Genomic DNA, 21361 nt, shown 5'->3' with positions numbered 1-21361 from the left:
GCGCGAGGCCGTCGCCGCCTACCGCGCCAAGGCCGAGGGCAACTGCCTGACGGATGTGGCGTTTCACTTGATCGTCAAGGAAACCGATCCAGTCACTCTGGGTCAGGACCTCCCCGCACTGATCGAAGCGGGCTATACCAGTTTCAAGGTCTTCATGACCTATCAGGACTTGGCTCTGTCAGACCGGCAAATCCTCGAAGTCATGTCGGTGGCGAAAGCCCATGGCGCGATGGTGATGGTGCATGCGGAGAACGAGGATGCCATCGAATTCCTGCGCGATCGGGCCGAACGCACTGGCGAGACAGCACCATACCACCACGCCACCACGCGCCCTGTCCCCGTTGAGCGCGAGGCAACGCACCGCGCCATTTCGCTGGCCGAGATCGCGGGCGTGCCGCTGACTATCGTGCATGTCTCGAACGGCGAGGCGACCGAGGAAATCATGCGCGCGCGCCAACGCGGACTGACTGTGTTTGCCGAAACCTGTCCGCAATACATCACGCTGACGGCGGACGATCTGGACCGCGACGGGTTCGAAGGGGCGAAATATGTCTGCTCCCCGCCGCCGCGCACGCGGGACGAATGGGCCAATATCTGGCGCGGGATTGAAACCGGGGTGTTCGACCTCTTCTCGTCCGACCACTGCCCGTTCCGATTTGTCGACACCGCAGGCAAGGACGCGCCCGGTGCACGTCAGAGCTTTCGCAACATTCCCAATGGCATACCGGGCGTTGAGACACGTCTGCCGATCCTTTTCTCGGAAGGTGTCGTCAAAGGCCGGTTGTCGCTTGATCGCTTTGCCGCGCTGACCGCGACCAACCACGCGCGGCTTTACGGACTGTTCCCACGCAAGGGTTCGATCATGGTTGGTGCTGATGCCGATATCGCGCTTTGGGACCCGAGCCTTACGAAACCCATCCGTCAGACCGATCTGCACCACGGCAGCGACTATACGCCGTGGGAAGACTTCATGGTCACCGGCTGGCCTGTGCGCACCCTTTTGCGTGGAGTGACGACGATGCAGGACGGCGCGCCCGTCACTGCGCCCATGGGACAACACCTGACACGGGAGGCGCCGGATGTTCTTCGGTGATCCGTTCTTGCTTCCCACCCCTCAAGGAATGCGCCAATGACCACTGAACTCGCCACGACCCGACTTGGCATGTTGACACCGTCGTCCAACACTGTGCTGGAGCCGATCACCGCTGCGATGTTGCACGAACTGCCGGATGTCACAGCCCATTTTGCTCGCTTCCGGGTCGTCAAGATCTCGATGGAAGACGACGCGTTGGGGCAATTCACCAATGACCCGATGTTGGCAGCGGCGGACCTGCTTGCGGATGCGAAGGTGCAGTCGATCTGCTGGAACGGTACGTCGTCTGGGTGGTTGGGGTTCGACACCGACCGCGCCTTGATTGCCGAGATCGAAGACCGTACCGGCATACCCGCCTGTTCCTCCGTGCTTGCGATGAACGAACTGTTTGAAAGACTCGACGCAAGCCGCATTGGTCTCGTCACGCCTTACCTGCCCGAAATTCAAAGCCGGATCATCGCCAATTACACGTCGCACGGCTTCGATGTGGTTGCGGAACGGCATCTGAACGATCCGGGAAATTTCTCGTTCGCCACGTATAGCGAGGCGCAAATCCTGCAGCTGTGTCGCGAAGTGGCCGAAGCAAAACCGCAGGCGATCGCGATCTACTGCACCAACTTCAGGGGTGCCGGGGCTGCCGAACTGATTGAGGCGGAAACAGGTATTCCCGTACTCGACAGCGTGTCCACCGCACTTTGGAAATCCATGCTGGTGGCGGGGAATGACCCTGCCCGCATCCGGGGCTGGGGACGCGTGTTCGATGTCTGACCGTGATCTCATCGGATACGGGGCGTCGCCTCCTCAGATCCTTTGGCCGAACGGGGCACGTGTCGCCGTATCCGTGGCTGTGAACTTCGAGGAAGGCGCCGAGCTACAGGTGGGTGATGGTGACCCGGTCTCTGAACGCGTCGGTGAGATCGTCAGCGTCGTCAAGGACGGGAACCGCGATCAGGGGCAGGAACAGCTTTTCGCGTATGGCACGCGGGTCGGGCTGTGGCGCTTCCTTGATGCGCTGCGCCGGACCGAAACACCTGCCACGTTCCTGATGTGCGGCCGCGCGGTCGAGCGCAGTCCCGAACTTGCGCGTGCGGTCGCTGACGCCGGACACGAGACCGCGTGCCACGGTTGGGTCTGGCGGCCGCATTCGGATTACGCCGATGCTGTGGCGGAACGAAGGGACCTGCTGCGCGCAACCGAGGTGATTGAAAAAGAGACCGGGCAGCGCCCGCGCGGTTTCTTTTGCCGCGGTTCCGAAAGCGCGTGGACCCGCAGCTTGCTGGCCGAGGCTGGCTATCTCTACACCTCCAACGCCTTTGACGACGATCTTCCTTACAGCGATCCGACGGGACTTATCGTGGTGCCGTACAATCTGGACACCAATGACATGAAGTTCTTTCATCCCAATGGCTTCGTCCGCGCTATTGAGATGGTGGATTATGTTCGCGACGCGATTGAACAGCTTTTGATCGAGGCAGACCGCGGTCGGTCCTCAACCCTCTCCATCGGCTTTCATCTGCGCATCAGTGGCCGACCTGCCCGGTTCCGGGCAGTTACAGAAATTCTCGAATATCTGGCCTCACTTGAAGACCAGATCTGGCGGGCCCAACGCATCGACATCGCCCGTCACTTTGCCGCGACCTCCCCCGCGGCCAATACATCTCGGACCTGACAAGGAGAAATGACATGAAGACGACGATCCTCGCTTCCGCATTGGCGATGGCTACGGCGCTGCCTGCCATCGCTGAAACTGAAATCCGTGCCACTGGCCTTGTGTCGACGCACAAATTCCACACCGCGCTCGAACAGGAATTCTATGCCTCGCTGCCCGAAAAGACCGGGATTCCGCTGTCCATCAACTTCAATCCGTTGGACGTGATGGGTGTCGACATGCAGGACACGCTGCGCATGGTGCGCACAGGCACGTTTGACATCGTGCAGAGCACTGTAGGCGCCGCCGCGCGCGACGATGCGTTCCTTGAAGGCATCGACCTGATTGGCGTTTCAACTGACATGGATCAGCTTGCCGAAGTGGTCGCAGCATTCCGCCCCGAACTGGAAAAGCGCGTCGCAGAGAAGTTCAATGCAAAGCCGCTCGCCGTTTGGCCCTATGGCCCGCAGGTGTTCTATTGCAATGCCGAGATCGCCTCGCTCGACGATTTCGCGGGTCTTAAAGTGCGCAGCTATACCGCATCGATGTCCACACTGCTTGAAGCACTGGGAGCAAGCCCGGTCACCATGAGCTTCAAGGAAGTCTATCCGGCCCTGCAACGCGGCGTCGTGGACTGCGCCATCACCTCACCCACATCCGGCAATACCGGCAATTGGCCCGAGGTCACGACCCATTTCATGCCATTGGGCATTTCGTGGTCGGTCAACGCGCATTTCATCAACCTCGACACATGGAACAGCTTTTCGGACGAGGAAAAGGCCAAGCTTGAAACCGAATTTGCCGCCTTCGAGCAAGGCTTTTGGGATCTTGCCCGCAAGAACAACGGGTGGGCCACGGCCTGCAACACCGGCGGTGACGGCTGCGAGAATTACACGCCATTCAACATGGTTCTGGTGGAACCGAGTGCCGAAGATCAGGCCAAGGTGACCGCGGCCACGATGGAAAAGGTGCTGCCGGGATGGGCCGAAAGCTGTGATGCCGGGTTTGCCGACTGCTCCAAGATCTGGAACGCGACGGTGGGCGCCGCGCGCGGTATTTCGCTGAACTGAAGTGTCCACCGGGCGCGTGACCCCGCGCCCGGTTCGGACCGGAAGGGTATCGCCAACATGCGAATGATTGGAATCCTTGGAGGATATGCCTGTCTGGGCCTTTCCTTCCTGATCGTGATCGAAATCCTGGCCAGAAAGCTGTTGAATGTTTCACTTCAGGGAGTGGATGAAATTGGCGGCTATGTCGTCGCGATTGCGGGCACCTTCGGGATGGCGCTGGCCGCAGTCGAACGGGCCCATACACGCATTGACGTGTTGCTGTTGCGCCTGCCGTTCCGGATGCAGGCCGCACTGAACCTTCTGGCCTATGTGGCACTTGGGTTGGGTGCCGCATTCATTGCCTACATGAGCTGGCAAACCCTTTCGGAAAGCCTTCTGTTCAACTCTGTCTCGTCCAGCCCGTTGCAGACCCCGCTTTGGATTCCGCAATCACTTTGGGTCGCGGGACTGATTGTCTTTGCTGTCGCCGCGCTCTGGTCCGCGTGCCGGGGTGTCTATGCGCTGCGCAACGGGCTGGAGGCAGCAAGCCGCGCACTGGCCCCACCCAGTATCGCCGAAGAAATAGAAGAGGCCCGCAAATGATTGATGTCACAGGCGCAAGCATCGGCTTTGTCATCATGCTTGGGCTGATGTTCATCGGTCTGCATGTGGGCATTGCAATGCTGGCGACGGGCATTCTTGGCGCTCTCGTCTATTTCGGACCGCCGGTTCTGATGTCCTTTGGCACGAACCTCTGGGCCACGATGAACGACTTCCTGCTGACGACGATCCCCTTGTTCGTCTTGCTGGGTGAAATCCTCCTGCGCGCCGGGATCACCCGGAACATGTATGACAGCCTGTCGGATTGGCTGAGCCGCCTGCCCGGCGGGCTGCTGCACACCAATATCGGCGCATGCGCAATGTTCTCGGCAGTGTCCGGGTCATCGGTTGCAACAGCCGCAACCATCGGCACCGTGGCCTTGGACGAATTCAAACGTCGTGCCTATCATGAACCCTTGGTGCTTGGCACCATCGCGGCGGGAGCGACGCTTGGCATCCTGATCCCGCCTTCGGTGAACCTGATCATTTACGGCGCCCTGACCAACACCTCGATCGGGCAGCTTTTTGCCGCTGGCATTCTTCCGGGCCTGATGCTCACCGGGTTGTTCATGGTGATCATTGCGGTCATCGTTCTGATCCGGCCATCGCTCGCGGAACCTGTCCAGCCGCCCGCCGCGCGCGCCGACCGTCTGCGGCGCTTGCGCCACCTTCTGCCACCTCTGGCGATCTTCGTCGTCGTGATGGGGGCCATCTATGGCGGTTGGGCCACCCCGACCGAAGCCGCGGCCATCGGCGTGGTGATGGCTTTCGGACTGGCATGGCACAACAAGGCGCTCAGCTTTCCCATGCTGCACGCGGCTTTCATCGCCACGATCAAGACGTCGGCGATGCTGCTCTTCATCATCACGGCCGCGTTCTTTCTGAATTTCATCGTGGGCTTGCTGGGCGTGCCCCAGGCGATGAGCCGCGTTATCACCAATCTTGGCCTTTCCGCAACCGAAATGATCCTGATCCTTGTCCTGTTTTATCTCGTCATGGGGTGCTTTCTGGAAACCCTGTCGATGATGGTGGGCACGATCCCGGTTGTCATGCCGGTGATCCTGCATCTGGGCATTGACCCGGTTTGGTTCGGGATATTCCTTGTCATCATGATGGAACTTGCCCTGATCACACCTCCGGTCGGCATGAACCTCTATGTTGTCCAAGGCGTGCGCGGACGGGGCGAGCTGGCGGATGTGTATCGCGGCATCCTGCCCTTTGTCTTTGCCATGCTGGTGATGATCGCCTTGATCATCATATGGCCTCAGATCGTGCTGGTGGTGCCCGGATGGCTCTATTGACCGCGCTTGACCGTGCCAAACGGCTTTTTGACGAACTGGCCACGCTCAGCACCGATGCGCCGGGGGTGACGCGGGCCAGTTTTGGCCCGATCGAGGATGCCGCCCACGCCATGATCGCCCGAGAAGCCGTGGCGCTGGGGCTCGAGACCCGGACGGACTCGATTGGCAATCTTTACGTGACCCTGCCCGGAACGGACCGCGACGCGCCTGTCCTGATGACAGGCTCCCATCTCGACTCGGTCCCCCATGGCGGCAATTTCGATGGCGCGGCAGGGGTGATCGCCGGCTTGGTGCTGCTTGAGCATCTGAGCGACGGCCCGCAGCCCCCGTGCGACGTGACCCTGATGGCCATCCGCGCCGAGGAAATGATCTGGTTCCCCGAGCACTACCTTGGCAGCCGCGCTGCATTTGGCCTCCTGCCCCGCGATGCGCCAGATCGTGTCAAGCGCAGCGATACGAGGCGCAGTCTGGCGGAGCATATGGCCGAGGCCGGTTTCGATCCGCAGGTGATCCGCGATGCCAAGCCCCAGCTTTACCGCAATGACATCGCGGCCTTCGTCGAGGTGCATATCGAACAAGGCCCCGTTCTGGTGGAAGCCCAGCGCCCGGTTGGCATCGTTTCAGCAATCCGAGGAAACATCCGGCACAGGTTCTGCCGAATTGAGGGCGAAACAACGCATGCGGGCGGCGTTCCTCGCCAAAGCCGCAGGGACGCTGTTCTGGCCGGTGCGGAACTGGCGCAGGCGATGGAAACCTATTGGTTGCAGACCGAAGCCAAGGGTGATGACTTTGTGCTGACTTTGGGTGAATTCACCACCGATCCCAATCTGCATGGCATCACCAAGGTGCCCGGTCTTCTGACTTTCACGCTGGATGTCCGCAGTCAGGACGACACTGTTCTGAACCTGTTCGAACGGTGGGTGCAGCAACAGGCCCGCGAAATCGGCGACCGGCGTGGCGTACGGATCGATATTGGCCCCTACACTCAATCCGCCGCTGCGCCGATGGAGGCAAGCCTGCGGCGCGGGCTTGTCATGGCAGCGGAAAAGCGTGGTATCGATTATCTCGAACTGCCGTCAGGCGGTGGCCATGATTGTGCAACGTTCGCAAGCCTCGGCATTCCGTCCGCGATGCTGTTCATTCGCAATGAGAACGGAAGTCATAATCCGAACGAACATATGGATTTTCCTGATTTCTCACAGGCCTGTTCCGTGTTGACGACATGGGTGGAAGACGTGCTGTTCGGAGAAACGTCCGGAATGATCCGTTAGTGTGAGCCGACATTGCCCGGCTATGGTTTGGCGGGGCCAGCGAACCACCACCGGGAGAATGCGCTCTTTCTGAACCGTATCCCCACCAAATGCAAAGAGCGCAGACCACACCACGCTTAACGCAATCAAGGACCACACCACGCTTAACGCAATCAAGGACCACACATGACAACCGTCGGCAGACGGTATCGCAGGTCGCAAGAGCAGCCGAAACGCGTGAGGCGTCGACGCCCCGGGGACATGGTCGAGGCCGGGCCGTGCGATGTGCTGGCATCCGATCACTTTCACCCAGCCATGCTGGCCGCCGAGTGCAAGTTCCATGCAGGTACGCTTTCGGAAGGTTCTGTCATGGCGCTGTGTCTTTGACGTGCCACCAACGTCCGTGACAACGAATCCTGCCTTATGGAGCCATCCACATGACCCCTCTCAAGATCGGAGCCTGCCTGAAAGCCTCAGAAATCGCGGATCACCGCGCGTGGTTGTTCGATGCCGCTCGTGACATCGAAATTCAGGACTTCATGTCATTTGCGGCACTCTCAACCGAGTTTGAGGACCGCATCTCGGCAGTCAAGTCCGCGCTCGCGGGGCACACGGGGCGCATTGGCATCCATGGACCGTTCGAGGGGCTTGATATCGACAACAAGGACGCCGAACTGCAACCGCTCATCACGGCGCGCCTGCTGAAGGCACTTGAGGCCGCAGACCGCATCGGCGCACGGCAGATGGTCCTGCATTCACCCTACACGCTCTGGTTCCAGAACAACGTGTTCAGCTGGAAAGGTTATGCCGAAACCAAGCTGGAGCGCATTCAAGATACACTTGGTCCGGTTGTGAAAGCTGCCGAAGACTCTGGCCAGACACTCGTGATCGAAAACATCCAGGACGTACGGCCCGAAACACGCCGCGCCATGGTGGACAGCTTCAACTCCAGCGCCATCGCCCTTTCGATCGACACCGGGCATGCACAACTTGCCCGTCGCATGTCGGGTGCGCCCCCGGTCGAGGATTTCGTGCGCGACGCAGGCGATCAGCTGGCTCATGTCCATCTGCAGGATGTCGACGGCCATGCGGACCGTCACTGGGCACCGGGAGAAGGTGAAATCGAGTGGACCGCTGTATTCCGGGCTTTGGGTGAGTGCCAAAGTGCGCCGCATCTGGTTCTCGAATTGCGCGACAAGGCTGACATTCCCAAAGGCTATCGCACTTTGAGCGATCTTGGTCTGGTCATCTGAACCAGACCGCTTCACTGCAAACTTGCCGAATCGAAATCCGACCCACAGCGTCAACTGGTTGTTACACTGCAGGTGGGTCGGTTTATGACGTACTACATCGCTGAGCTTGATGAAACGCAGCAAGTCGTTGCAGTCTGGATCAAAGAGAAAACGTCGCGCGGACCCCGCGTCTTTGATCCCAAGAAGCACATCTTCGACGACACCTCGCAGGCGGAGTTCTTTGGCACTCCGAAGGAAAAAATACTCGGTTGGATTTCCGGCCTGCAAGCCAACTCCGGGAATGGTTTGTCGAACTGACGCTCAAACGGAACCCGCCGTTCGAACACGATATGTGACAACGTCCGGCAAATAGGGTGGCGGGGCCATCGGGTCGATTGTCGCCTCAAGTCGCGCAGCCAAATCATGCGACCGGACATTGTCCGGGTCGATTCCGAGCGCTGGCACATCGCTGTCAAATAGACACTGCACATGCAGCGCGAGATAGGATGGGCCGAGGCCCGCGCCCATCCAACTGCTCTGTCCGATAAACGTGTCTATGCCCCGCGCGCCTTTAGGCAGCGCGGCCAAAGGATGGTCTTGATAGGCATGAATGTCATAGTCCTGAATATAGGCGACATCCGTCCCATCCCGCGTCACGATCCACTGCGCCACACGATGGTCGGTCAGATGGTCCTCCAACGCATCCGTTTCGCCGGAACCACCCCAATGCGCCGAATTGCGCGGGTCCGCCAGCCATTGCGCAAGCATGCCAAGGTCGGCTGCGTTCAGTGCGCGAAAGCCGATCCTAGCGGTACTTCTCGATGAAGGCATCAATCTCAAGGCTCCGGATATCTGGCAAGGCCGCCTTGTAAGCTTCGCGCGACCAGTCCCAGACGGCAATCTCTTGAAGGGCCTCGGCCTGCTGTTCGGTAAAACGGCGTTTGATCTCTCTCGCAGGGACGCCTCCGACAACGGTATAGGGGGCCACATCTTTGGTCACGACAGCCCCTGCCCCGATCACCGCGCCTGTCCCGACCGTCACTCCTGCGGTGATTGTCACGCCATGCCCGATCCAGACGTCATGGCCAATCGTCACCCAATCCGCCTTGCGCCATTCGAAACAGTCGTGGTCGTCCTCACCCAGTCCATACGCTTCGGCACGGTAGACGCTGTGATGCTGTACGGCGCGCCATGTCGGGTGGTTGCCGGGGTTGATGCGCGCGGAATTGGCGATCGAGCACATCTTGCCGATGCTGGTCCAGACCACGTGGCAATGCTGAGTGATATAGGACCAATCCCCCATCGACGAGGCCCGCATTGACGTGCCTTTGCCCACTTCGGTCCAGACCCCAAGTTCGCAATCGACGACACTCGCCTCCGGGTGAATATTCGGGGCCTCGGTGAGGTGTTTCTTGGATCCAGCGCCACTCATGTCAGGGTCTCCAGAAAGCTGTTGGTCGCGCGACGCCCGGGCAGCCGGACCTTGCAAAGCTCAAACCTATTGAAGAAGTCCAATTGCTTGCGGCGGCCGTCTCGTGCCGTCGAAACGATAAACCACAAAAAACCGGGCAACATCCGCAAGCGCTCCGTGCAGCCTTCGGCCATGTCAGGGCGGGTTCGTCCTCTGTAACGAAGCCCACCGCGCACCACCCGGATAATCCGCTGCCAAACGGGCACATCCAGCCAGATAAGCATATCTGCCCGAACGCGACGCAGATGAAACGTGCTGGAGTTGTTGCCCTCGAAAACCCACGCTTCCTGAGCCACTATCCGTTCGACCTCCAGCAGTTGCCCGTCCTTGGATCGCTCGACCCAGCCCGGCAGCCAGAACACCTCGCGATCCATGTGATAAACAGGCAGGTTCAGGGCCGCCCCGACCTGCTGCGCCAGTGTACTCTTCCCAGACCCGGCGCCGCCAATGATCATGATCCGCCGCAAACGGCTCACTTCGCCAGTTCCGTCTTGCCGATCAGCCTTTGCCGGATCAGACCGGACAGCCAGTCGATGACGTAAACCATGGCGATGATCAGAAAGATGATCGACCAGGCCTCGCCCCATTTGTAGGCCGCGATGCGGTCGGACAGAAGAAAGCCGATTCCGCCTGCTCCGACAATGCCGAGAATAGTGCCGGAGCGCACATTGGACTCGAAGTTGTAAAGCAGGATCGACATGATCACCGGATTGACCTGCGGGGCAATGCCGTAGCGGATCTGCTGCAGGCGCGACCTGCCCGAGGCTTTGACGCCTTCAACGGGTTTGTTCGACGTGTTCTCGATTGCCTCGGAAAACAGCTTAGCAAAGGTGCCGATCTCGCTCACCGCGATGGCGAGGATACCGGCGAGCGGTCCAAGACCGAAAGCCCGGATGAAGATCAGCGCAAGGATCAGCGTTTCGAAGGCGCGGATCACGTCATAGCCACGCCGCGTCGACAGGCGCAACCAGTTCAGCCGGTTGACGTTCTTGGCACCTAGAAACGAGAGCGGAAAGGCAAAGACCGCCCCAAGCACCGTGCCAAGAAAGGCAATCGCCAGAGTCTCGCCCAGTCCGTTCAGGATTTCCGAGAACTCCGCCCAAGTCGTCCAGATGTAGGGTGGGAACATGAAGCTTGCGACAGTACCGAACCGCCCCAGACCCTCCCAGATACGAGCCGGTGAGAAGTTGAAATCATAGAGACACCAGCAAAACAGCGCCACGAAGAAGGTCCAGAGCGCATGGCGGCGCAGGCGGATCGGCAAGGGCGCTTGAAAGGCCAGCGGGACCCGTTCGCGTGCTTCGACGATCTGCTCTTGAGTGATGGTCATGGCCGGTTCTCCTCAAGATGAATGATCCGGTGGCGCAGCTTTTCCGACCCATAGTCGATGATCATCACGGTGACGAAGATGATGACGAAAAGCGCCGAAAGGTCCGTGTATTCCTGAAAGCTCATGGCGGTACGGAATTCCTGCCCCAGACCACCCGCACTGACATATCCGATGATCGACGAGGCGCGCACGTTGATCTCGAAGCGCAGCAGGGTGTAGCTGATGATATTCGGCAGGACCTGCGGAATGGCGCCGTAGCGGATTTGATCGAACCACGTGCCTCCTGCGGCCTTGACGCCTTCCAGCGGGCGCATGTCGATGTTCTCGTTCACCTCGGAATAGAGCTTGCCCAAAGCGCCAGCCGCGTGCAGGCCGATGGCCAGAACCCCAGCCATCGGGCCCACAGAGAAGCAGAACACAAAAATCAGCGCCCAGACCAGTTCGGGCACGGTGCGGGCGATCTCAAGGTAGCGGCGGGTGATCCAGAGCACCCATTTGTTCGGCGCAAGGTTCCGTGATGCCGGGAACGACAAAAGAAATCCGCCGATCACCCCAAAGACGGTCGCCATGAAAGCGATCAGGATGGTTTCGAACAAAAGCTCCATCCAGATCTTCCAGCGCCAGAACCAGTTGGCGAAATCAGCGCCAAGGGTCTCCCAGCGCAGGGTCGGGATGGTCTTTTCGATGTATTCGCCAAGGCGCGGGATGCCCGCCGGGATGATCCAGCGCCATTCGCGCGATCCGCCCGGCATTGTCACCTGCGTGACCTTGAAGAAGTCGCCAATCCAAGTGGTGAATGCAAGAGCCAGAAGAAACAGGATTGTTCCAATGGTCCAGCCCAGCCGCGCCCGTCTGCGTTGGGCGGCATAGTCCAGCTCAAACTGGGACATTGCCGTAGCGCTGTCTGTCAGATGGGATTGGTCGAAATCAGCTGTGGCGGTCATGGCGATCCTCGTGAGCGCAACAAGGGCTGTCTGGACCCACGCGCGTCGTGGATGCACCCGTGACGCCATCGTGGGCCACGGGTGCAGGGCGGAGCAAACCCCGCATCAAACGGTCAAAGGCTTACGACCCGGACCGACGCTGTTCCTTGATCCAAGCGCGCATGTCGACGATCCACTGGTAGCGATCATGGTCGACGCGCACGAAGCCGTCATCCGGGTTCGGATTGTCGGCAGTCCAGGAGGAATAGAGCTTGTAGCCTTCCGGATCAGCTGTCGGGAAGCTTTCGATGGCGGCGGTCACGTCTTCGATCAGCGCTTCCGGCAGGTTCTTGCGGAAGGTCCAGGGTCCAGAGGTGATTTCCGGGCTCTGCCAGATCTTGCAGACCAGACCGGGCTCGATCATGCCTTTGTCTTCCATGCGCTGGTAGACGCCATCAGTCTCGTTGTCCTGATAGGTCGCCGCGGTGTCGAAGGTGCCGTTGACAACGCCTGTCACACCAGCTTCGTGGCTGCCCGAGAAGGTCACGGTGCTGAAGAATTCCTCCGGCTTGAAGCCTTCGCCAGTCACCATGTTGAAGTAAGGAACGGCGTAGCCGGACGTGCTGTCCGGATCGGCAAAGGCATGAACCTTGCCCTTGGCATCTTCGAGGCTCTTGATGCCGCTGTCGCAGCGGGTCACGACGATGGAGTAGTAGCCGGTGTCGCCGTTCAGGGCTTTGCCGGTCAGGGTCGGAACGACGCCGCCATCCGTTGCGGTGTAAGCCGCTGCATAGGCAGAAGAGCCGAGGCGGGCAATTTCAATCTGATCGGCTGCAATCGCCTGGATCACGCCGTCGTAGTTGCCGGCGGTGAAGATTTCGACCTTCACACCCAGAGTTTCTTCCAGGTAGACGCGCAGCGGCTCATTGCGCATCAGGCGATCTTTTTCGTTCTCGCCGGACAGGATACCGAACTTGAGAACCTGGTAGTCGTCTTTCCAGACTTCTGCTGTGGCTGCGGTTGCCATGATGGCGACAACCGCCGATGTGGTGAACAGTTTCATGGGTCATCTCCCCGTTGGTTGATTTTGGCAGTCGAGTTGGATGTTTCAGATCAGGCAGTCACCGCGATCCGTTGTGTCGAGGTCACGGCTTCGTTGAAGTCACGCAGGCCTTCGGTCCCGTAGATGTCGCGGACAACGTCATCGGTGAGCTGCGTGGCCGTTCCGTCAAAGAACACGCGCCCCGCGCGCATCGCGATGATGCGGTCGCAATAGGCACGTGCTGTGTCGAGCGTGTGGAGGTTGACCAGAACGGTCAGCCCGTCTTCGGTGTTGATCTGCTTCAACCCGTCCATCACAAGCGTGGCATTCGCAGGGTCGAGCGAGGCGATGGGTTCGTCCGCCAACATGATTTTCGGCTGCTGGACCAACGCCTTCGCGATGGCCACGCGCTGCTGTTGACCACCTGAAAGGGTGCCCGCGCGTTGCAGCGCCTGCGGAACAAGATCAAGCCGGTCGAGCGCGCGCAACGCCATCGTGCGCTCTTCATCCGTGAACCGCATGGCCATGGAGCTGAAGAACCCATGTTCCGCCAGACGCCCGATCAGGACATTGGTCAGCACATCCAGACGGTCCACCAAATTGAACTGCTGAAAGATCATTGCGCAATCACGCCGCCAAGCGCGCAGGGCCTTGCCCTTGAGCGTGGTGATCTCGACCCCATCAAACGAGATAGAGCCTTCGGATGGATCAATCAGGCGATTGATCAGCCGCAGCATCGTGGATTTGCCTGCCCCGGACCGACCGATCACCCCTACGAACTGTCCCGGCTCGATATCAAGAGTGACCTTGTCGACGGCGCGCGTCTCGCCAAAGACACGGGACACATTGGACAGTGACAGGGTGGCAGCCATGACGATTCATCCGAATGAATTTCCTTGGCCCGACCCTACGCATCAAACGTAACAATTAGTGCACTGCCCAATGACAATTCATTGAACTTCGCACTTATTGACTTAGGCAAACACCGGTGCGCGGGACACCGTCACGTCCAAAGTCCCGTTGTTGTAAACAACCTCGCCCGCACAAAGGGTCACCGCAACACGGCCCCGGCCATCTGTCACAAACAGGTCTGCACGCTTGCCTACCGTCAACTCACCCCGGTCCGACAAACCAAGCGCCCGGGCCGGGTTGATCGACGCCAGACGCACGGCGCCGGCAAGACCATTCGGATCACTGGGTGCCAAAGCATGAATCGCCGCGAGCATCGCGCCCGGGTGATAATCCGATGCCAGAATGTGCAGCAGGCCCGCAGCATGCAGATCCCGCGCAGACAGATTGCCAGAATAGCTCTGTCCCCGCATCGCATTGGGCGCGCCCATCGCCATCATCAAACCTTTCGCCACGGCGGCTTGAGCGGCTTCGAGAGTGACCGGGAATTCGGCGATCTTGGCTCCCATATCAGCCATCAGGTGGGCCTTTGACACGGTGTCGTCGTCATGGCTCGCAAGGCTTACCCCATGTTCGGCACACATGCGAGAAACGGCGCGAATATTGCCCATGAGGATTTCCTGCGGGCGCGACCGAACGGCAATCGCATTGGCCACCATCTGGCGGGCTTCGGTTTCCGAGATCCCGTGATGCGCCGCCTTGTTCTTCACATGCACTTCAAGGTTCCGGTATTGCCCCTGCCCCGGCGTGTGATCCATGAGAGACACCAGATCGACCTGTCCATCGTCGAGCAGCTGTTCCAGAACGCCAACCGCGTTGTCGAAGGTGAAATCGAACCTTGCGTGGATCCTGTGATCGACCCGGCAGGTGTCGCGCATCCCGTGAAGTTGGCGAATGACCTGACTGGTATGCGTGTAGGATCGGCGTTCGCCGTCACGTGCACCGCGCGAAAAGGAAACCGCGGCATAGGCCGTGGTCACACCCGCTGCCGCAAGCCGCGCATCCAGAGAGGCCAGCGCCACCTCCATCGGGAAATCCACGCGCGCGCGCGGCTCCAGTTCCAGCTCGATCATGTCGCCGTGCATGTCGATGAATCCGGGATACACCGTCAGGTCTGGCCCCGTCATACCGCCGGGTACAGGGCGTTCGACCACCTCGGCAATCTTTCCGTCTTCGATCCGCAAAGAGGCGTGTTTCACCACACGGTCGGGAAGCACCAGAGTAACATCAGAGATCCACATCGATCCGGTCCTCGCTCTTGATGAAGTCAGGTGTGAGATCGACCACGCGGTCGATCAGCTTTTCCACGTCTCCGGGGTGATGGAACACCCCGATCATCGCGGTGCCTGCGGCCTTGAGTTCTTCGAGGCGCGAAACCAAAGCGGCCCGCGCATTCGCGTCAAGTGAAGCCGTCGGCTCGTCCAGCAGCAACAGCTTTTGCGGCAGGATCAACGCCCGCGCTAGGTTCACCTTTTGCTGTTCGCCACCCGAGAAAGTAGTCGGGTAGGCCTTCCAAAGCTCCTGCTTGACCCCAAACGTCGCCAGCGCCTCGCGCGCACGGATCAAGGCTTCGTCCGCAGGAATACCGTGCAACCGCAGCGGTTCGGCCACGATCGCCTCTGCGCTGACACGGGGGCGGGCCTGCAGGAACTGCGTGACAAACCCGATCTCGGTCCGTCGAAGATGCGCGATGTCGATATCGGCCGCACGGGCCAGATCGATGGGTCCATCGTCGGAATGAAACCGGATCACACCGGCGCGCGGCAGGTAAGAGCGGTAGAGCGTCCGCAAGAGAGTCGACTTGCCTGCGCCATTGGCCCCTTTAAGCAGCACAAATTCCCCAGCCCCGACGGTGAACGAGATGTCCTTGAACGCCTCGATCTGGTTGCCGAGATGATGCAGGGTAAAGCCTTTGCTCAGGCCTTCGATGTCCAGAACCGGGATCATAGCTTTGCATGCACCAATTGTTGTGTGTAGGCATGCTGCGGATCCTGGAAGATCTGGTCGGCCAGCCCCGCCTCGACCACTTCTCCGCCCTTCATGACCATAACGCGATCCGCCAGCGTCTTGATGACCCCCAGGTCGTGACTGACAATCACCATTGTGATCCGGCGCTCCTGCTGAAGCCGCTTCAACGTATCCAGAACCAGCGCCTGAACACTCACATCCAGACCCGTGGTCGGTTCATCCAGCAGCAAAAGCGCTGGCTCCAATGCGATCGCCTTGGCCAGTTGCACCCGCTGCTGCATCCCGCCAGACAGTTCGATGGGCGGCGCATCCAGCCGGTCGAGCGGAAACTCCGACGCCTCAAGCGCGGCGGTGGCTTTGGCGCGCAGCGTCGCGAAACTGCGTTCACCCGCCACCAAGAGCCGCTCGGCCACGTTGCCCGAGGACGAGTGCTTCATCAGCAGCCCCAGATGCGGGTTCTGGTAGACGATCCCGATCCGCGTCGCGCAGAGCATCCGGCGTGCGAACCGGTCGAGGTCGAAAAGATTGCCCTCCACATCTGGCAGGTCGAGCGTATAGCTTCCCGTGTCCGGTGTTTCCTCGAGGTTCATCATGCGCAGCAACGTCGACTTGCCCGAGCCACTTTCGCCGACGATCCCCAGCACCTCGCCGGGATAGGCGATAGCGGACACATCGCGCAGCGCGTTGACCGATCCATAGGATTTCGACACGTGATGCACCTGCAAAAGCGGATGCGTGGTGACGATACGCGGTGCATCGAGTGTGAGCGTCATGACGGCATCTTCCCGTTCTTGTACCAGGTCTCGCCGAGGGCGACCTCTTCCCCGTCGCGGCGGCGGATCGCCTTGACGCCCCATGCGCTGTCCGACACTTCGAAGACCGAAGTACCGTCATCCTGCGGGATCTCGTTCATGAAAAACCCGCGCGTGCCAGAGCGATGACAGGTCAGGTCAGCGTGATCCTCGACCTTGTAGGGCACGTCCGAGAACACCAGCGGCTCGACCCGTGTAAAGGGCGGCACCGCGAAGATGCGCTTTTCCCGTCCCGCCGACAAAATGGTGAGGTGCTTCGCCATGTGCAGCTTGGGCACGTCCCAGCGCGGGATCGGAGACGGCGTCATCACGTGGCGCCCATGCACCAGGCTGGGATAGCTGGCCCCCTGCATCACCCGCCCGGACCGGACGATCTGTTCGTAAAGCTGGAGCCACATCCGCCCGTAATCCGCATCCGCATGCATCTGTCGGGCAATGGACATGTTCGGCTGCACCGGGCGCAGCGGTTCCGGGTTCGGCACCTGCAAGACCAACACCTGATCTTCGCGCAAAACTTCCTCCGGGATGCGGTGGCGCGACTGGATCAGGTCCGCATCAAGCGTGTCCATCGTGGTTGGCGTGCCCGCCACCCGCGCAATGAACCGCCGGATGGACGCGGCATTGACGCTGTCATCGGCCCCTTGGTCGATCACCTTGACCCGCATCGACGGGTTCACCAGCGTGAGCGACACCTGAAGCCCACCCGTGCCCCACCCGCGCGCCATCGGCACTTCGTGGCTGGCATAGGGCATCTGGCATCCCGGCACCGCGATGGCCTTGATCATCTTGCGCCGTATTTCACGCTTGGCCGAGGCATCCAGAAAACCATAGGACATTGGTTCCCACGGTTTGGTCAGGGCATGAAGTGTCATTCCGCGGGCTCCGCGCTTTTTTCCTTGGCGGCCTTCTTGGCCTTCGCATCGCGCATCGCATAGAGGCTGGACTGGAAGGTGACGTAATGCGGCAGCTTGAAGTGGATGCAGAAGCCGGAGCTTTCCACGCCTTCAGTGTGGTAGAGGAAGAACTCCTCTTCCGTCGCAGAGCCTTTGGGCGCGCTTTTCGAATTCAGGTCCAGTGTGGCCGCAGCAATCACCTTGACCTCATTCCAGCCCAGCGTCGCGGAAAAGCCCAGTTCAAGCTGTTCGCCTTTCTTGGACACCACCTCGGCCTGGCTCACCTTGACGCGCCCGGCGCTGAACTGCGTCCCGCGCGGATGGGTGACAACCACCTCAGCTTCGGCCAGACGCAACTCATTGACCGTCGGGTGCGCCTGCCCATAGCCGCGCTGCGCGGCATAGCCCAGCGCCAGTACCCCGCCTGTTTCCGCACGGGCAAGGCTTTGCAGCGTGTGCGCGCGTTTTGCCGGGAACAAGAGCGGTTCTCGGGTGACATCCGGGATGTCGTTGCCGGTCTGGGTGTCGGGGACTGCGGCGCGGAGCAGACCATTCTCGGCCTGCCACGCAGCAACGGACGGCTGGTTCGCCGGAGCGGGCTTTGCCGCAGGCTCCACCGGTTCGGGCCTGTGTGTCTGACCGTCCAGCACCTCGGTCGCCAGAATGCGGTGCGCATAGTCCAGCGTTGGCCCAAGCACCTGCCCGCCGGGAATATCCTTGAACGCGGCCGAAATGCGCCGGTGGGTAAACAGCGCATCTTGCGTCACGGGTTCGGCGACCGCGATGCGCGGCTGCGTCGTCCGCCATGCCCGCAGCAAAAGGACCGCTTCGTACAGCTCGCCGCCGGTTTGCGCCAAAGCCAGCGCTGCGAGGTCTTCATCGTAAAGCGACGCTTCGCCCATCACCCGGTCGATAAGATAGGGCATCGCGCTGCGGATCTCGGCCACACGCTCGGGCGTGATGTCTCCTAGCTCGGCCTTGAACAGGCGCTGGGACTGTTCAATCGCGCGTTCGCCTCCGCGTGTCGCCACATACGCCATCAGAGCACCTCTACCGTTGTGGAGCGCGGCACGCCAAGCAGACGCTGACCGTCGACCAGCAAAACCTCGAACCCCATCGGATACCGCATTGCGCGCGCCCGACGGGGCCAGAAGTCACCCGGCAATCCGCCGACCGTCACGATCACATCACCCGCGATCCCCGGTCCAGTCAGGCGCAGGCGCGCGCCCGCCGAAAGATCGGCGTCAACCACCAGCGTTGCGCCATCGTCGGGATGAAGATCAGACCCGCACCTTACCTGATCCAGCAGTGTCAGTGGTACGTCGGTGACAAAGATGTGGTCCGCATCGTCCGGAGAGACCATCACCGCGCCTGTTCTTCGCACCATTTCGGCCAGATCTGGATCTTGGCAATGCACAGAGCACTCCCTGTCGATCAGCGCCTCGACGATCTGGGACATGCCTGCTTCCGGAAGTTTCTGCATCAGTCCCGGACGGGCAAAAGCCCATATGATCGCATCAAAGGCGGCATTGGTGCGCGCTTCGAATTCGGACGGGACGGGATGAACACTCATCAGAATGTCTCCATATCAACGCGCGTGGCTTCGACCCGGCGTAGGGTTTCAATGTCGGTCGTCTTTTGCGCTTTGGACGCTGCTTCGAGGAAAGACAGGCATTCGACCTGCGCGTGTCCAAGTGCCACCGCGAGGTCGACGATTGCCATGGCCATCGCCGCTTCGAGGTCACGCCCACGGCGCATGCCGTATCCTTCTTGCCCCCCTGCCCCGATGCGCGCCTCGCTCACCAGAACCTCGCCCAGGTGAAAATGGGTGCCCTGTGCTGTGTCCCGCATGGGAAGCATCACAAGCCCGGTTCGGTTCTCGATCACCTCGATGTCCGGCAAATCAGCGATGAGCGGTTCTGCAAACGCCTTGAGCGCCATGTCATCCGCTCGGGCCAGCACCGACAGCTGCGCCTCGTGTGTCCATCCCGGCAATCCCTGCGCCATATCCGTCATGATCCTTGATCTCCACTTGTATCAACGCTGAACCGCACGCGTGCGGCTGACCAGATCACCTCACTGAAAGCCAAATGCGTACCATCAAGCTCGGCATCTACCGCGCTGATGACGATGACAGGCATGTCGGAATGCTGGCGCAACTGGCGCGCCTCGTCTGCGCTGGCAGGCCGCGCATACATCTGCGTGCTGGCCCGCACGTAATCCTCAATTCCATAGGACGCATAGACCTGCGACACGGATCCAAGCGCTTCCCGTCGTTCAGCGTAAGACAAAAAGCGTTCTGCGTCGTGATAGATCGTCCCGAAAGAAACGGGAACGTCATCTGCCAGCGTCAGACGCCGGGTCGCAATCACCTCTGCGCCGGTGTCGAGCTTGAGTTGTGACGCAATCCGCGCGGTGGCCTCGAGCCTGTCGACGCCGAGCATGATGCCCGAGACATCGACGCCCTGCGACGCCATGTTGCGCCGCAGACGCGTGCGTTGACCGATGGTGTATTCCAGCTTTGGCAGCGATTGAACAAAGGTCCCTCGCCCCTGCTCGATGCTCAGATGGCCCGTCTTGGCAAGCTCCGCGATGGCCCGCCGAACACTGTGCCGTCCGGCTTGGTGAATATGCACCAATTCCGGTTCGGTCGGGAGCTTCATCCCGGGCTCAAGGACACCATCCATGATTTCTTTTTCCAGAGTTGCGCGAATTTCGCGCCAACGATCTCGTTTGATAGCAACATTCATCCGAATGAATCACGCTATGCCGATCCCTTGTGACAGCGATGTGTCAACTTCAACAAAGATCGGTGACGAACTGACGGTGCTATCGCGGCCCCGCCAGTGACGTTCTTCTGACAAAGTAGCGCGGAACGCGCTGTATGACATGCGGGAACGCGCGCACAGTGACCACGCATATCATGTCAGCAAGAGGTGCAGGCCGTCCGATGCGTTTTGAACTGGGTCCGGTCATGCGCGGAGGCCACGTTCATGGGTCTAAGAAATCGGCGTTCCAACGGCGCGGAGTTCTATGCGGGATCCGCTCTCGATGTAATGGATTCCCAATGCTGACCCATTGCAACAATACACGAGGTGCCGTTGGCATAATTCTGTACCAGCGTCCAATCCCCGCTTGACGGGGCAATCCACACTTCGAGCAGCGCATCCGGGCCCCGCATGCCGCGGCCCATCTTTTGTGCGCCGTGGATCGTGAGAAGCTGTTTCTCCAGCCGCGCGCTGTCATCACAGAAAAGATCAGATATCGCCGCCGCCTCGGCCCGTGGACCGATGACGAAGGCGCAGAGCGTGAGGGCAACCAAGGTTCTCATGACATGACCCTATCAACGCAGCACTGGATGTAACAGTTTTATGACGGCCTGTGGATAAAATTTCGTAAAATGTGATCCCCGCGCCGCGCCTTGACACGTCCTGCACAGCCAAGAGGCATGTCACAAATCTGTTTCCCTAACTTCGCAAACTCGATTCAAAACTGTCGCAATAGCTTTGCAAGCACCGCCTATCAGCCCCGTCAACACAGGGGGATGCGATGCTCGAACTCAAGGCACTGACCAAGCGGTTTGGCGACAAGACTGCCGTGGACGCGGCAACCTTTATCGTCGAAAAACCTATGATGATCGGTATTATCGGACGCTCGGGTGCCGGCAAATCGACACTCTTGCGCATGCTCAACCGTCTGAGCGATTCCACCTCGGGCGAGATCGTGTTCGAAGGCCGCGAGATCACCTCACTCAAAGGCGCGGCAAAGCGCGAATGGCAGTCCCATTGCGCCATGATTTTCCAACAGTTTAACCTTGTGCCGCGCATGGACGTTGTGTCG

The 21361-nt window shown here is 60.2% G+C and carries 26 protein-coding genes; 10 read left to right on the top strand and 16 right to left on the bottom strand.

The annotated features are described in order from the left end of the window. The 9 genes from JJ869_RS13430 to JJ869_RS13390 form a co-directional block, all read left to right on the top strand. A partial coding sequence (locus tag JJ869_RS13430) for an amidohydrolase family protein (RefSeq protein ID WP_292267854.1) occupies positions 1-1093 on the top strand: 1093 nt, incomplete at its 5' end. 36 nt (positions 1094-1129) lie between these two features. Continuing rightward, positions 1130-1861 (top strand): aspartate/glutamate racemase family protein, encoded by a 732-nt coding sequence (locus tag JJ869_RS13425; protein WP_292267853.1) that lies wholly within the window; start codon positions 1130-1132, stop codon positions 1859-1861. Continuing rightward, positions 1854-2762, top strand: coding sequence for a polysaccharide deacetylase family protein (locus JJ869_RS13420; RefSeq protein WP_292267852.1), 909 nt, complete (start codon positions 1854-1856; stop codon positions 2760-2762). Before JJ869_RS13425 ends, JJ869_RS13420 begins: the two co-directional genes overlap by 8 nt. 14 nt (positions 2763-2776) lie before the next feature. After that, on the top strand, positions 2777-3811 hold the full coding sequence (locus JJ869_RS13415) for a TRAP transporter substrate-binding protein (protein ID WP_292267851.1): 1035 nt from the start codon (positions 2777-2779) through the stop codon (positions 3809-3811). A 57-nt stretch (positions 3812-3868) separates the two neighbouring features. Further along, on the top strand, positions 3869-4393 hold the full coding sequence (locus JJ869_RS13410; RefSeq protein WP_292267850.1) for a TRAP transporter small permease: 525 nt from the start codon (positions 3869-3871) through the stop codon (positions 4391-4393). Beyond that, positions 4390-5691 (top strand): TRAP transporter large permease, encoded by a 1302-nt coding sequence (locus tag JJ869_RS13405; RefSeq protein WP_292267849.1) that lies wholly within the window; start codon positions 4390-4392, stop codon positions 5689-5691. Before JJ869_RS13410 ends, JJ869_RS13405 begins: the two co-directional genes overlap by 4 nt. After that, positions 5679-6962, top strand: a complete 1284-nt coding sequence (locus tag JJ869_RS13400) for a hydantoinase/carbamoylase family amidase (protein ID WP_292267848.1) — start codon at positions 5679-5681, stop codon at positions 6960-6962. The genes JJ869_RS13405 and JJ869_RS13400 overlap by 13 nt, the downstream gene beginning before the upstream one ends. Before the next feature lie 416 nt (positions 6963-7378). Further along, positions 7379-8194, top strand: a complete 816-nt coding sequence (locus tag JJ869_RS13395; RefSeq protein ID WP_292267847.1) for a sugar phosphate isomerase/epimerase family protein — start codon at positions 7379-7381, stop codon at positions 8192-8194. Positions 8195-8278: 84 nt separating this feature from the next. After that, the gene (locus JJ869_RS13390; RefSeq protein ID WP_292267846.1) at positions 8279-8491 is read left to right on the top strand and encodes a hypothetical protein; all 213 of its coding nucleotides are present in this window, start codon (positions 8279-8281) and stop codon (positions 8489-8491) included. Between the two features lie 3 nt (positions 8492-8494). Here the strand turns inward: JJ869_RS13390 and JJ869_RS13385 are convergent, their stop codons facing one another. From JJ869_RS13385 to JJ869_RS13310, 16 genes are all read right to left on the bottom strand, one after another. After that, the gene (locus JJ869_RS13385) at positions 8495-9004 is read right to left on the bottom strand and encodes a GNAT family N-acetyltransferase (RefSeq protein ID WP_292267845.1); all 510 of its coding nucleotides are present in this window, start codon (positions 9002-9004) and stop codon (positions 8495-8497) included. Then, the gene (locus JJ869_RS13380) at positions 8979-9605 is read right to left on the bottom strand and encodes a DapH/DapD/GlmU-related protein (RefSeq protein WP_292267844.1); all 627 of its coding nucleotides are present in this window, start codon (positions 9603-9605) and stop codon (positions 8979-8981) included. The genes JJ869_RS13385 and JJ869_RS13380 overlap by 26 nt, the downstream gene beginning before the upstream one ends. After that, on the bottom strand, positions 9602-10099 hold the full coding sequence (locus JJ869_RS13375) for an AAA family ATPase (protein WP_292267843.1): 498 nt from the start codon (positions 10097-10099) through the stop codon (positions 9602-9604). Before JJ869_RS13375 ends, JJ869_RS13380 begins: the two co-directional genes overlap by 4 nt. A 17-nt stretch (positions 10100-10116) precedes the next feature. Next, entirely contained in the window at positions 10117-10974 is an 858-nt protein-coding gene (phnE, locus tag JJ869_RS13370) for a phosphonate ABC transporter, permease protein PhnE (RefSeq protein ID WP_292267841.1), read from the bottom strand. Beyond that, positions 10971-11918: a phosphonate ABC transporter, permease protein PhnE gene (phnE, locus tag JJ869_RS13365; protein ID WP_292267839.1), complete on the bottom strand. Its 948-nt coding sequence runs from the start codon at positions 11916-11918 to the stop codon at positions 10971-10973. Before phnE (JJ869_RS13365) ends, phnE (JJ869_RS13370) begins: the two co-directional genes overlap by 4 nt. 121 nt (positions 11919-12039) lie before the next feature. Then, complete coding sequence (gene phnD / locus JJ869_RS13360; RefSeq protein WP_292267837.1) at positions 12040-12960, bottom strand: phosphate/phosphite/phosphonate ABC transporter substrate-binding protein; 921 nt, start codon at positions 12958-12960, stop codon at positions 12040-12042. A gap of 50 nt (positions 12961-13010) precedes the next feature. Further along, entirely contained in the window at positions 13011-13811 is an 801-nt protein-coding gene (gene phnC, locus JJ869_RS13355; RefSeq protein ID WP_292267835.1) for a phosphonate ABC transporter ATP-binding protein, read from the bottom strand. A 102-nt stretch (positions 13812-13913) separates the two neighbouring features. Beyond that, entirely contained in the window at positions 13914-15089 is a 1176-nt protein-coding gene (locus tag JJ869_RS13350) for an alpha-D-ribose 1-methylphosphonate 5-triphosphate diphosphatase (protein ID WP_292267834.1), read from the bottom strand. Next, entirely contained in the window at positions 15076-15795 is a 720-nt protein-coding gene (locus JJ869_RS13345; protein ID WP_292267833.1) for an ATP-binding cassette domain-containing protein, read from the bottom strand. Before JJ869_RS13345 ends, JJ869_RS13350 begins: the two co-directional genes overlap by 14 nt. Beyond that, positions 15792-16589, bottom strand: a complete 798-nt coding sequence (locus tag JJ869_RS13340; RefSeq protein ID WP_292267832.1) for an ATP-binding cassette domain-containing protein — start codon at positions 16587-16589, stop codon at positions 15792-15794. The genes JJ869_RS13345 and JJ869_RS13340 overlap by 4 nt, the downstream gene beginning before the upstream one ends. Continuing rightward, positions 16586-17500 (bottom strand): alpha-D-ribose 1-methylphosphonate 5-phosphate C-P-lyase PhnJ, encoded by a 915-nt coding sequence (locus JJ869_RS13335; protein WP_292267830.1) that lies wholly within the window; start codon positions 17498-17500, stop codon positions 16586-16588. The genes JJ869_RS13340 and JJ869_RS13335 overlap by 4 nt, the downstream gene beginning before the upstream one ends. After that, positions 17497-18561 (bottom strand): carbon-phosphorus lyase complex subunit PhnI, encoded by a 1065-nt coding sequence (locus JJ869_RS13330; protein WP_292267828.1) that lies wholly within the window; start codon positions 18559-18561, stop codon positions 17497-17499. Before JJ869_RS13330 ends, JJ869_RS13335 begins: the two co-directional genes overlap by 4 nt. Then, positions 18561-19094, bottom strand: a complete 534-nt coding sequence (phnH, locus tag JJ869_RS13325) for a phosphonate C-P lyase system protein PhnH (RefSeq protein WP_292267826.1) — start codon at positions 19092-19094, stop codon at positions 18561-18563. Before phnH ends, JJ869_RS13330 begins: the two co-directional genes overlap by 1 nt. Then, entirely contained in the window at positions 19094-19537 is a 444-nt protein-coding gene (locus JJ869_RS13320; RefSeq protein ID WP_292267824.1) for a phosphonate C-P lyase system protein PhnG, read from the bottom strand. Before JJ869_RS13320 ends, phnH begins: the two co-directional genes overlap by 1 nt. Further along, positions 19534-20271 carry a phosphonate metabolism transcriptional regulator PhnF gene (gene phnF / locus JJ869_RS13315; RefSeq protein ID WP_292267822.1) on the bottom strand — a complete coding sequence of 246 codons (738 nt, stop codon included), beginning with the start codon at positions 20269-20271 and terminating at the stop codon, positions 19534-19536. Before phnF ends, JJ869_RS13320 begins: the two co-directional genes overlap by 4 nt. 281 nt (positions 20272-20552) lie before the next feature. After that, entirely contained in the window at positions 20553-20852 is a 300-nt protein-coding gene (locus JJ869_RS13310) for a hypothetical protein (RefSeq protein WP_292267820.1), read from the bottom strand. A 218-nt stretch (positions 20853-21070) separates the two neighbouring features. Between JJ869_RS13310 and JJ869_RS13305 the strand changes: the two genes are divergently transcribed. Next, on the top strand, positions 21071-21361 hold a 291-nt coding region (locus JJ869_RS13305), incomplete at its 3' end, for an ATP-binding cassette domain-containing protein (protein WP_292267818.1).

This window comes from Marivita sp. (genome assembly GCF_017643905.1).
GTDB lineage: Bacteria > Pseudomonadota > Alphaproteobacteria > Rhodobacterales > Rhodobacteraceae > Marivita.
This window is presented reverse-complemented; position numbering and strand designations above follow the sequence as displayed.